The sequence below is a fragment of the Actinoallomurus soli genome, assembly GCF_024055715.1.
In the GTDB taxonomy this organism is placed as follows: Bacteria; Actinomycetota; Actinomycetes; order Streptosporangiales; family Streptosporangiaceae; genus Actinoallomurus; species Actinoallomurus soli.
Window position 1 is genome coordinate 61,294 of record NZ_JAMXMV010000032.1, and the last position, 11,458, is coordinate 72,751.

Sequence of the window (11,458 nt, forward strand, 5' to 3'; positions counted from 1 at the left end):
GACGTCGGCTCCGCAGGGGGCGGAAGTGTCTCAGGTCACCGGCCGGCGGCCCGCGGCATGATCTCGTCGAGGTGCCGGCGCAGCGCGGCCCGCAGGCTCTCCGCGTCGAGACGCCCGGGCTGCAGGACGGAGTGCAGCGCGAGCCCGTCGACCAGCGCGTACAGGCGTTCGGTCTCGATGTCCACGTCGATGCCGTCCCGCAGGACGCCGGTCCGCTCCGCCGCCGCGAGCACCTTGTGGACGAGCTCGCGGGTCTGGTCGTACAGCCGCTCGGCGTACGGTCGCAGTTCCTCGCGGGTGCGGGCGCTCACGGTGAAGGCCAGCCAGACAGGTGGCAGGAGGCGCGTCGGTACGCCGAGCCGCTGCTTCGGGCGCTCGCGCGGGAGGACCGGGACGGCCGTCCGGCCGGGACTCCTCCGGGTCGGCGGAGCGCGGGTGGCGGCGCCCGCCGCGCGGCGGCCCGCGCCCTCCTGGGATACCTCGAAGACCGCCCGGCGCGGGACGGGAAGGGGACGGACCGGTGAGCCGGGGCATGCCGATCCTGTCATCCGGGGGCGCCCGGGCCGTCGCGGAGGGAGACGGAGACCGGGTCCTCCACGAGCTCGCGATGGACTACCTGATCAAAGGCGCGATCGTCATCGTCGCCCTGGTCGTCCTCTGCCTCGTGCTGGTGATCGTCTACCGGAGGGTCGGCAGGTAGTCACAGCGCCAGGGCGGCGGCGAGCCGGGCGCGGTGCGCCTCGGGCGTCCCGAAGAGCCGCGCGGACGCGGTCGCCCGCTTGAGATGCAGCTGGGCGTCGTGCTCCCAGGTGACGCCGATGCCGCCGAGGATCTGGATCGTCTCGCCCGCCGTGTGCAGGTACGCCTCGGCGCAGTACGACCCGGCGAGCGCGGCGTACACCGGAAGACGCTCCGGCTCACGGTCGGCGACCCGCGCCGCCTCGTACGCGGCGGACCGGGCCGACTCGACCCGCAGGAGCATGTCCGCGAGCTTGTGCTTGATCGCCTGGAAGGCGCCGATCGGCCGGCCGAACTGGACCCGGGTCCGCGCGTGCTCGACGGCCGTCTCCAGGCAGCGCTGGGCGCCGCCGACCTGCTCGGCGGCGAGCGCGGTCAGGGCGAGGTCGCGCACCCGGCTCAGGTCGCCGTCGATCCGCTCGGCCGGGGCGCCGTCGAACCGAAGGCGCGCCAGCCGCCGCGTCTGGTCGAGCGTGACGTGCGGAGTCCGCGTGACGTCGGCGCCTCGCACCGCGTAGCTCCGGCCGGCCACCGCGCAGACGATGACATCGGCGAGGTGCCCGTCGAGGACGTACGGGGCGGTGCCGGTCAGGTGGTCTCCCTCCGCCGTCAGCTCCCCGTCCAGGACGACGGCCGCGATCAGGGAGCCGTCGGCGATTCCGGCGAGCAGGCGGCCGTCCCGCACGGCGTACGCGGCGAGCACCGCGGTGGCGAGGTAGGGGACGGGGGTCAGCGCCCGGCCCAGCTCCTCGCAGACGACGGCGAGCTCGGTGAGCCCGCGGCCTGCTCCGCCGTGCTCCTCGGGGACCGCCAGGCCTGTGAGCCCCAGCTCCCCCGAGAGCCGTCGCCACAGCGCCGCGTCGTGCGCGGCCGGGTCGGCCATGAGCCGCCGTACGGCAGGGGGCGGGCATGCCTCGCCGAGGAAGGCACGGACGACCGCCCGCAGGTCATCGAGTTCATCGCTCACGAGACGATCATAACCAAACGCTTGCTCGGGGATCGTTCGTGATCCGGCTCACGCTGCTCCGCCGTCGCGACGACCACGTCCTCGCCCCTGGGGCCTGCGGCGTCCTCACCGTCGGGGTGGTCACGTCCCTGTCGTCGTTGCAGGGGCGGTGACGGGTTCGCCGGTCCGGTCAGGACGACGCCGACGTCAACGTGGCCGGTTGACCCGGCCGGAGGGCGCCTGGGCGGCGACAAGCCGGGCGGCGATGCCATCGAGCAGGTAGGCCAGGCCCTGCGTGAAGGTGGCGTCCCAGTCGTTCCCGCTGACGTGACCGTGCTCGGCCAGGGTGGGGTACCGGTCGCGTCGCTCCCGTAGGTGCTCGTCGGCGGCTCGCCGGATGGCCGCCTCATCGTGTCCCTGCCAGGCGGCCTGCATCATCGTCGACCCGATGACGTAGTTGGCCAGCCCGTAGGCGGCCGCGGTCAGATCCGGGCCGGTGAGTCCGGCCCGGACGAGCGCGGCATGCAGGAACTCGGTCCGCTCGAGCACGTTCGGGCCCATGAGCGGCCGGCCCAGCAGGGTGGCCGACCACGGGTGACGGAGCATCGCCACCCGCCATTCGCCGACCAGCGCGGTGACGTCCGCGCGCCAGTCCCCGGCGGGTGGCCCGGTTCGAAGAAGCCGGGCCTCCGCAGAGCGCGCCGCGAGAGCAGCGCGTCCGGATGCGGCTGCGCGGGGGCCGGACCGGCAAACGCGCGCTCATCTGTGAGCGGTTGGAGCTGACCGGTCTGATGCGGCCGTTCGACCTGGAGGTCTGGTACGGCGAACGGATCGCGGTGCTCGGCTCGAACGGTTCCGGCAAGTCTCAGTTCCTTCGTCTCCTCGCCACCCTGCCCGCTCCGGAAGTGCCACACCGTGGCCTGGCACGGCTCGGCGCTCGCGTGGTCCCCGGCCACTTCGTCCAGACCCACGCCCGTCCCGACCTCGACGGGCGGACCCCAGCAGAGATCATCATGACCGAGCACGCGTGCACCCTGAACGACGCGATGCGTGCGCTGGCGCGCTACGAACTCGCGCCCGACGGACGCCGGCCGTTCGAGACCCTGTCCGGTGGGCAACAGGCCCGCCTGCAGATCCTGCTCCTGGAACTGTCCGGTTGCACGCTGCTGCTCCTGGACGAGCCCACCGACAACCTCGACCTGGCCAGCGCCCAAGCGCTGCAGGACGCCCTGGAGGATTACGCCGGCACCGTACTGGCCGTCACCCACGATCGCTGGTTCGCCGCCGACTTCGATCGCTTCCTGATCTTTCGTGCCGACGGCCACGTTCAGGAGAACCCCGCCCCGGTCTGGCGCGAGGGCCGAGTCTCCCGCGAACGCCGGTGATCATGCCACCGTACGGACACCTCGAACGGGTCCCGCCCGTTCGAGGCACCGGTGTCCAGACCTGAAAGCGTCCGACGCGAGAGCTCGCCCTTCGGGTCGCACAGGGCCGCTGCGTTCGGCATGGCGGTGACCTCACCGCCGGGGTGGTCACGTCCCCGTCGTCGTTGCCGGATGGTGACCGGTTCGCCGGTCCTGTCAGGGCAACGCCGACGTCGATGTGGCCGGGTGACCCGGCCGGAGGGCACCTGGGACGTCGATCTGGCCGGGTGAACCGGCGGGGCGCCGATCCGGGCCGGCGGGCGGTCAGTAGCCGCGGGTGCGGCGGGCGGCCGGGCGGGCGCCGCGACCGGAGACGCCCAGTCCCACGCGCTGGAACGCGCGCACGAACTCCCCGCCCAGGTTGACGCCCGCCCCCAGGGCCAGCGCCACGGAGATCCCGCCGATCAGGCTCAGCACGCCGTCCTGGGGCAGCCCCAGGTTCAGCTCGATCATCCCGCGGTACAGCGCCGTGCCCGGCAGCAGCGGCGCGATCGCCGGCACGATGTACGGGAGCGCGGGTTCGTGCCGGCGGCGGGCCAGGAGGTTGCCGAGGAGCCCCACGATCACCGCGCCGATCGCCGAGGCGAGCACCGGCGTCACGCCGGCGCCGCGCGCGAGGACGTACACCACCCAGATCAGCGCGCCGCCCAGCGCGGCGGCGGCGAGCGCGCGGCGCGGTACGGCGAGGGACAGCGCGAACGTCAGCGACACGGCCGCCGCGGCGATGACCGTGACCGGCAGCAGGGACGCCGGCGCGGCGGGCAGGTCGCCCACGTCGACCGGGACCCCCAGGCGCACGGCGGCGTATACGACCACGCCGAGACCCGAGACGATCGCCGCGACGATGAAGAAGACCTCGAGCAGCCGGGCGCCTGCGCTGATGAGGTCGCCGGTGATGCCGTCCTGGATGCTGGCGACGAGCGGCCGCCCCGGCAGCAGCGCCAGGACGGCGCCGGTCACGATCGCCGAGGCGTGGGCCGGGGCGCCGACCGCGATCACCAGCGACGCGCTCGCCGCGCCGATGCCGGCGGCTACCGTGAACTGGAAGAACTCCGCGATGCCGCGACGCGCCAGGGCCGCGGCCGTACGGTCGCCGAGGATCGTCGCCACGAAGGCCGTGCCAGCCCCGAGCGGCCCGCCGCCGACCATGACGTTGGCGGACGCGGCGATCAGCCCCAGACCCACGATCATCAGCCACGGCGGGTACGGCGGAGGCATCCGCTTGATCTCCGCGAGCCGGCGGTGCGCCTCCTCCACGTCGAGCATGCCCAGGGACGCCTCCTGGATCAGCGCGTGCAGGGCGACCAGCCGCCAGTAGGCGGGGAAGCGACGCCGGATCGCGCGCCCGCCGGTCACCGGCATCGCTCCGTGGCCGGGGTGGACGTTCACCGTGATCACGGTGAACGTCACCGCGACGTCCGGGCGCGGCAGCTCGTACGCGACCGCGAGGCTCAGCATCGACTCGTTCACACGCTCGGTGGCCTCACCGCTGGCCAGCAGCAGTTCGCCGACGCGCAGGACGAGGTCGATGGCGCGGGGGGAGACGGAGTCGCCGGGCTCCTCTTCGAGCGGTTCGACGGGAATCTCGCCCATCAGCGTCCGCCACGTCTCTCGCAGTCGATTGCCCGAAACGCCCATGTGTCAGCCCATAACCCCCATTACCGGTTGTCCGGAGCAGGTTATCCGTAGGCGCGGAAGGATCCGCACGCGCCGAACGGGCGGTCGGCCCTCCGCTCGTCGGGAGCCGTTCGGCTCGGCGTGGTGCTCTGGCCTCGCGGTCCCGCGAGAGCCCGGTGGCTCGATAGGGCGGCCCGGCCTCGGTGTCCGGCGTGGCGGCCCGGCGGGAGCCCGGCGCTCGATCTAGGGGCCCGACCTCGCGGCACCCCTGCGGCCCGGCGCGGAGGCCCGGCCTCGCGGCTCGGCGAAACCTGGTGGCTCGGTGCGGCGGCCTGGCCTTGCGGCTCGGCGAGAGTCCGGCGTCCGAGGCGGTGATCTGGCCTCGCGGCTCGGCGAGAGCCCGGTGGCTCGACGCGGTGACCTGGCTTTCCGGCTCGGCGAGAGTCCGGCGTCCGAGGCGGTGGCCTGGCCTTGCGGCTCGGCTCGCGGTCAGCCGTCGGGCTTGGGAGCCAGGGCGCCGGCCGGGAGGCCCGGGAACGCCTCGGGCGGCGGTGCGTCCCGCCAGCGGACCGCGCGCACCGCGGCCTCCTGCATCGCCTGGGCGGCGTAGCGGCGGAGGTTCGCGTCGCTCGCGCCCGCGAGCACCGCGTAGCCCGCGATCACGCCGTCCTCCAGCGTGGCGGCGAGCCGTGCGGCGGTGCTCGCCGAGGTGACCTTGAACGGCAGCCGGTAGGCGGCGGCCGCGGCCACCGGGCTCGCGCCGGCCGCCTGGACGTAGCCGCGCAGCCGGTCGCGCCGGCTGCGGTGGGCGTTCCAGATCAGCTTGGCGTTCTGCTGCTGCGCCGGCGCGACGTGACCGCCGAGGACGCCGTACCCGAAGACCGCGACGTGCTCGGCGGCCAGCGCCGCCTGCAGCGCGGCGACCGTCTCCTGTGCAGTCATCAGGCGCCTCCGGCGAGGGACTGGGCGTGGCCGGCCTCGCAGGCGCCGATGCAGGCGAGCAACTGGGCGAGGCCCGGATCGGCCCGTACGGCGTCTTCGGCGCGGGCGCTCGCGGCCTTGCGCTCGGCCGACCGCAGGGCCGCCAGGGCCCGCGACTCGCTCCCCGGCGCCGTCACGGCCGGCCGGGGCGCGGGCGTCGCCGTGCCGGTGTTCGTGCCGGGGACGTAGTGCCGCTGCAGGACCGCCAGGTGCTGAGTGTGGTGATCGTGCAGGGGTTTCAGCCGGTCGGCCAGCGACCGGTGCGTGCGGAGCACCGCCTCGTACAGGGCGATGAGCGCCGCCTCGTTCTGGATCGCGGCGGTGAGCACGGACACCTCGGGGCCCGGTGGCGGTGCCTGCGCCTGGCCCACGGTGGTGCATCCGGTGATCGTGGCCAGCACCGCGGCGGAGCCGCCGAGCATCGCCGCGCGTCGCGTGGGAGCCGGGAACCGCAGCGCGTCCACGCGTGCCTCCGTTCGTGATCTCTTGCACTCCGCTGCGCAAGCATTCCACAAGCGTGTACCCGCCTGCTGGCGATGCGGGCACCTGGGCCCCTCGGCTGTGGATAGTCTTGGGGGCGGAGTGGGCGCATCGGGCGGCCACCGTCCCATCAGGCATGAAGGAGGCCCACATGAGCGTGGACGGCCGCCATGGCAGCGCTCAGGCGGGCCGGCGCGGGTCCGGGCATGAGACGCGGGCCGCGTTGATGCGACTGCTCGAACCGGTGGTGGCCGGTGCCGGGTTCGACCTCGAGGACGTCATCGTGACCCCCGCCGGAAAGCGCCGGCAGGTGCGGGTCATCGTCGACGCCGACGGCGGGGTCAGCCTCGACGACGTCGCGGACGTCAGCCAGGAGATCTCGCGCAGTCTCGACGACAGCGACGCGATGGGCTCCGCGCCCTACGTCCTGGAGGTGACCTCGCCGGGCGTCGACCGGCCGCTCACCCAGCCACGGCACTGGCGGCGCGCGGCCGGCCGTCTCGTCCGCGCGACGCTCTCCGAGGGCGGAGAGATCACGGGCCGGGTCATGAGCGCCGACGACACGGCCGTCGTACTGGACAGTGACGGCCGCGAGCGCCGGTTGGGCTACGACGAGCTCACGCGCGGACTGGTCCAGGTGGAGTTCAACCGCCGGGGCGACGACGCCGCCGCCGGCGACGAGGACTAGGGGGAGGCCTCGTGGACATCGACATGACCGCCCTGCGGAGTCTCGAGAGTGAAAAGGACATCTCTCTCGACCTTGTGGTCAAGGCGATCGAGGAAGCGCTGCTGATCGCGTATCACCGGACCGAGGGCGCCGCGCCGAAGGCGCGCGTCGAGCTGGACCGGAAGACCGGTCACGTGACCGTCTGGGCGACGGAGACCGACGAGGAGGGCGTGGGCGTCCGGGAGTACGACGACACGCCGACCAATTTCAGCCGTATCGCGGCGACCACCGCGAAGCAGGTCATCCTGCAGCATCTGCGCAACGCCGAGGACGAGCTGACGTTCGGCGAGTACGCCGGGCGTGAGGGCGACATCGTGGCGGGCGTGATCCAGCAGGGCAAGGACCCGCGCAACGTCCTGGTGGACCTCGGCAAGCTCGAGGGCGTGCTGCCGCCGGAGGAGCAGGTCCCCGGTGAGAACTACGACCACGGCGAGCGGATCCGCTCCTACGTCGTGCAGGTCAAGAAGGGTCACCGCGGGCCGCTGGTCAAGCTGTCCCGTACCCACCCGAACCTCGTGAAGAAGCTCTTCGCGCTCGAGGTTCCGGAGATCGCCGACGGCACCGTGGAGATCGCGGCGATCGCGCGGGAGGCCGGCCACCGGACGAAGATCGCCGTACGGTCCCGGAAAGCCGGGGTGAACGCCAAGGGCGCCTGCATCGGCCCGATGGGCAGCCGGGTGCGGAACGTCATGCACGAGCTGCACGGCGAAAAGATCGACATCGTCGACTGGTCGGATGATCCAGCCGAGTTCGTCGGGAATGCCCTGTCCCCGGCGCGGGTTAACCATGTCGAGGTCGTTGACGGTGAGGGGCGGGTCGCCCGGGTCGTGGTACCCGACTACCAGCTGTCCCTCGCGATCGGCAAAGAGGGGCAGAACGCCCGTCTCGCCGCGCGGCTCACCGGCTGGCGGATCGACATCCGTCCCGACACCGAGTCGGGATCTTCCACCGAAGGGGAGCATGCGGCAGGTCCCGCCGACGCCTCGACGCGGTAGACTGATTAATCGTGGCCGAACGGCCCCACAGCGCACGTGTGTGGGCTGCCGGGTTCGCACGGCCAAGTCCGACCTGCTGCGCCTGGTCGTGATCGAGGGCTCCATCGTCCTCGACCCGCACGGGCGACTGCCGGGAAGGGGCGCCTCCCTGCACCCCGACCTGGCATGTCTCGAGCTGGCTGAGCGTCGTCGGGCGTTCTCGCGGGCATTCCGCCTGTCGGGGCCGCTCGACATCAGTGCGCTCCGGCAGTGGTTCGAGGCAGAGCAGGACGGTTCGTAAGCGACGTCTAGTCGGAAGCAGGTCGAGATTGCTATGAGCGCTCGATGAGCACGCAGCGATGATTACCGCAAGGTAGCGACGGTCCGAGGACGTTTCCCCGGGCCGAGTAGGGAGTGCAGTGGCAAAGGTCCGGGTGTACGAGCTCGCCAAGGAGTTCGGTGTCGAGAGCAAGGCCGTCATGGCCAAGCTCAACGAGATGGGCGAGTTCGTCCGTTCGGCGTCCTCGACGATCGAGGCGCCGGTAGTACGCAGACTTAAAGAAGCCTTCGGCGGTGGGCCGGCCAAGCCGTCCGCCGACAGAAGAGTGGCCCCGGTTCCGAAGCCGGGTCCGAGGAGGCCCGTTCCGGGCCCGAAGCCGGCGGCCGCCGCGCCCCGGCAGCAAGAACAATCGCAGCCGCAACCGCAGCAGCAGCCCCGGCCGGATCTGCGGCCCGAGTTCAAGCCCGAGGCGGCGCGCTCCGAGGCGCCGTCCGCGCCCCAGGCTCCGAAGCCGGGCCCCCGTCAGCCCGCGCCGCGTCCCGCGGCGCCCCGTCCCGGCCCCGCCCAGCAGGGCGGCGGCGGTGCCGGTGCCCCCGGGCCCAAGCCCGGTCCCCGTCCGGGGCCCGCGGCGGGCCGTCCCGGCCCCGGCCCGAAGCCGGGCCCGCGTCCCGGCGCCGGTGCCCCCGGTGGTGCGGGCGGCCCCGGTGGGTCGCGTCCGGCCGCTTCGGGCCCGCGTCCCGGCGGCGGGCGTCCCCGTCCGGGTAACAATCCGTTCTCTTCCACCAACACCGGCATGGGTTCGGCCAAGCCGGGTCCGCGTCCGGGTCCTCCCGGTCAGCGCGGCGACCGTCCCGCGGGTCCGCGCGGCGACCGTCCGGGCGGACCGCGTGGTGACCGTCCCGGCGCGCCTCGCGGCGACCGTCCGGCGGGCGCGCCGCCGCGTCCGGCGCCGCCCGGCGGCCGTCCGGGCGCTCCGGGTGCCGGCGGTCCCCGTCCGAACCCGGGCAGCATGCCGCCTCGGCCCGGAGGCCCGCGGCCCAGCCCGATGAACATGCCGTCCCGTCCGCAGCGTGACACCGGTGGTCCCGGTGGTCCGGGTGGTCGCGGTCGTCCCGGCGGTGGCGGCGGTGGCCGTCCCGGTGGTGGCGGCGGCGGGCGTCCCGGCGGCGGTGGCCGTCCCGGTGGTGGCGGCGGTTTCGGCCGTCCGGCCGGTGCCGGTGGCGGTGCCGGTCGTCCCGGTGGTGGCGGCGGCTTCGGCGGCCCCCGTCCCGGTGGCGGCGGCCGTGGCCGCGGTGGCACGCAGGGCGCGTTCGGCCGTCCGGGCGGGCGTCCGGCGCGTGGCCGCAAGTCGAAGAAGCAGCGGCGTCAAGAGTTCGACAACATGCAGGCGCCGGCGATCGGCGGCGTCCGCGTCCCCCGCGGCAACGGCAAGACCGTCCGGCTGCCGCAGGGCGCGTCGCTGACCGACTTCGCCGAGAAGATCGGCGCCAACCCGGCGTCGCTCGTCGAGGTGATGCTGCACCTCGGTGAGATGGTGACGGCGACGCAGTCGGTCAGCGAGGAGACGCTCCAGATCCTCGGCACCGAGCTGGACTACGACGTCCAGGTCGTCAGCCCCGAGGACGAGGACCGCGAGCTGCTCGAGTCCTTCGACATCGAGTTCGGCGAGGACGAGGGCGGCGAGGAGCATCTCGTCTCCCGTCCGCCGGTGGTCACCGTCATGGGCCACGTCGACCACGGTAAGACGAAGCTGCTCGACGCGATCCGCAACGCCAACGTGGTGGCCGGCGAGGCCGGCGGCATCACCCAGCACATCGGCGCCTACCAGGTCGCGACCGAGGTCGACGGCCAGGAGCGCAAGATCACCTTCATCGACACCCCGGGTCACGAGGCGTTCACCGCCATGCGTGCCCGTGGCGCCGAGACGACCGACCTGGTCGTCCTGGTGGTCGCCGCCGACGACGGTGTGAAGCCGCAGACCACCGAGGCCATCGACCACGCCAACGCGGCCGGTGTGCCGATCGTCGTCGCGGTCAACAAGGTGGACAAGGAGGGGGCGGACCCGCAGCGGGTGCGCGCCCAGCTCACCGAGTACGGCCTCGTCGCCGAGGAGTTCGGTGGCCAGACGCAGTTCGTCGACATCTCGGCGAAGCAGCGGCTGGGCATCGAGGACCTGCTCGAGGCGATCGTGCTGACCGCCGACGCCGAGCTCGACCTGCGGGCCAACCCGGAGCAGGACGCGCAGGGCGTCGCGATCGAGGCGCACCTCGACAAGGGTCGCGGTTCCGTGGCGACCGTGCTGGTTCAGCGCGGCACGCTCCGGGTCGGCGACTCGATCGTCTGTGGCGAGGCCTTCGGCCGCGTCCGGGCGATGCTCGACGAGAACGGCAACAACGTCGAGGAGGCGTTGCCGTCCCGTCCGGTCCTGGTGCTGGGCCTGTCGGCCACGCCGGGCGCCGGCGACAACTTCATCGTCGTCGACGACGACCGGATGGCCCGGCAGATCGCCGACCGCCGTCAGGCCCGCAAGCGCAACGCCGAGCTGCTCCGCAGCCGCGGCCGCCGCACGCTCGAGGAGCTGTTCAAGGACCTCGAGAAGGGCGAGGTGCAGGAGCTGCTCCTCGTCATCAAGGGCGACGTGTCCGGTTCGGTGGAGGCCCTGGAGGACGCGCTCCTCAAGATCGACGTCGGCGAAGAGGTCGGTCTGCGCGTCATCCGCCGCGGTGTCGGTGCGATCACCCAGGACGACGTGAACCTCGCGCTCACGTCCCAGGGCACGGTCATCATCGGCTTCAACGTCCGTCCCGAGCGCAACGCGCAGGAGCTGGCGGACCGCGAGGGCGTCGACATCCGCTACTACTCGGTCATCTACCAGGCGATCGAAGAGGTCGAGGCGGCCCTCAAGGGCATGCTCAAGCCCGAGTTCGAAGAGGTCCAGCTCGGCACGGCGGAGATCCGCGAGATCTTCCGGGTGCCGCGCATCGGCAACGTCGCGGGCTCGATGGTCCAGTCCGGCACGATCAACCGCAACAGCAAGGCGCGTCTGATCCGGGACGGCGTGGTCGTCGCCGACAACCTCACGGTGTCCTCGCTCCGCCGGTTCAAGGATGACGCGACCGAGGTCCGCGAGGGCTTCGAGTGCGGTATCGGGATCGGCTACGGCGACATCAAGCTCGGCGACATCATCGAGACCTTCGAGATGCGAGAGAAGCCGCGCGTCTGATCTCGACTCGAAGGCCCTGAGACGGCCGACCCGGTGTAGGTGGCGTGCGGCTTCTCTCGCATCTCGAA

At 73.0% G+C, this 11,458-nt stretch carries 11 protein-coding genes and 1 pseudogene; 6 read left to right on the top strand and 6 right to left on the bottom strand.

Translation table 11 applies throughout. The annotated features are described in order from the left end of the window. Positions 1-35: 35 nt before the first annotated feature. The gene (locus NDW01_RS39505; protein ID WP_252829660.1) at positions 36-548 is read right to left on the bottom strand and encodes a TetR family transcriptional regulator C-terminal domain-containing protein; all 513 of its coding nucleotides are present in this window, start codon (positions 546-548) and stop codon (positions 36-38) included. Here NDW01_RS39505 and NDW01_RS39510 point away from each other — a divergent pair. Beyond that, positions 533-700 (top strand): hypothetical protein, encoded by a 168-nt coding sequence (locus tag NDW01_RS39510; RefSeq protein WP_252829661.1) that lies wholly within the window; start codon positions 533-535, stop codon positions 698-700. The genes NDW01_RS39505 and NDW01_RS39510 overlap by 16 nt on opposite strands. On the opposite strand, the gene NDW01_RS39515 is transcribed toward NDW01_RS39510, so the two are convergent. Together NDW01_RS39515 and NDW01_RS39520 are read right to left on the bottom strand one after the other, a co-directional pair. Beyond that, positions 701-1,705, bottom strand: coding sequence for an acyl-CoA dehydrogenase family protein (locus NDW01_RS39515; protein ID WP_252829662.1), 1,005 nt, complete (start codon positions 1,703-1,705; stop codon positions 701-703). 186 nt (positions 1,706-1,891) lie between these two features. Continuing rightward, entirely contained in the window at positions 1,892-2,290 is a 399-nt protein-coding gene (locus tag NDW01_RS39520; RefSeq protein ID WP_252829663.1) for a TetR/AcrR family transcriptional regulator C-terminal domain-containing protein, read from the bottom strand. Between the two features lie 32 nt (positions 2,291-2,322). Here NDW01_RS39520 and NDW01_RS39525 point away from each other — a divergent pair. Continuing rightward, positions 2,323-3,069 (top strand): annotated as a pseudogene (locus NDW01_RS39525) (ATP-binding cassette domain-containing protein); the annotation flags it as partial. 303 nt (positions 3,070-3,372) lie between these two features. On the opposite strand, the gene NDW01_RS39530 reads toward NDW01_RS39525, so the two are convergent. From NDW01_RS39530 to NDW01_RS39540, 3 genes are all read right to left on the bottom strand, one after another. Then, entirely contained in the window at positions 3,373-4,701 is a 1,329-nt protein-coding gene (locus NDW01_RS39530; RefSeq protein ID WP_252829664.1) for a threonine/serine exporter family protein, read from the bottom strand. Positions 4,702-5,214: 513 nt separating this feature from the next. Then, positions 5,215-5,667, bottom strand: a complete 453-nt coding sequence (locus NDW01_RS39535) for a ferritin-like domain-containing protein (RefSeq protein ID WP_252829665.1) — start codon at positions 5,665-5,667, stop codon at positions 5,215-5,217. Beyond that, entirely contained in the window at positions 5,667-6,170 is a 504-nt protein-coding gene (locus NDW01_RS39540; RefSeq protein ID WP_252829666.1) for a hypothetical protein, read from the bottom strand. The genes NDW01_RS39535 and NDW01_RS39540 overlap by 1 nt, the downstream gene beginning before the upstream one ends. 167 nt (positions 6,171-6,337) lie before the next feature. Here NDW01_RS39540 and rimP point away from each other — a divergent pair, with 167 nt between their 5' ends. The 4 genes from rimP to infB all read left to right on the top strand — a co-directional run bounded on the left by rimP (position 6,338) and on the right by infB (position 11,390). Then, a complete protein-coding gene (rimP, locus tag NDW01_RS39545) occupies positions 6,338-6,874 on the top strand; it encodes a ribosome maturation factor RimP (RefSeq protein ID WP_256514266.1) in 537 nt (178 codons plus the stop codon). Positions 6,875-6,885: 11 nt separating this feature from the next. Beyond that, positions 6,886-7,908: a transcription termination factor NusA gene (gene nusA / locus NDW01_RS39550; RefSeq protein WP_252776669.1), complete on the top strand. Its 1,023-nt coding sequence runs from the start codon at positions 6,886-6,888 to the stop codon at positions 7,906-7,908. Positions 7,909-7,948: 40 nt separating this feature from the next. After that, complete coding sequence (locus NDW01_RS39555) at positions 7,949-8,188, top strand: YlxR family protein (protein ID WP_252776671.1); 240 nt, start codon at positions 7,949-7,951, stop codon at positions 8,186-8,188. A gap of 118 nt (positions 8,189-8,306) precedes the next feature. Beyond that, positions 8,307-11,390 carry a translation initiation factor IF-2 gene (gene infB / locus NDW01_RS39560; protein ID WP_252829667.1) on the top strand — a complete coding sequence of 1,028 codons (3,084 nt, stop codon included), beginning with the start codon at positions 8,307-8,309 and terminating at the stop codon, positions 11,388-11,390. Positions 11,391-11,458: the final 68 nt, after the last annotated feature.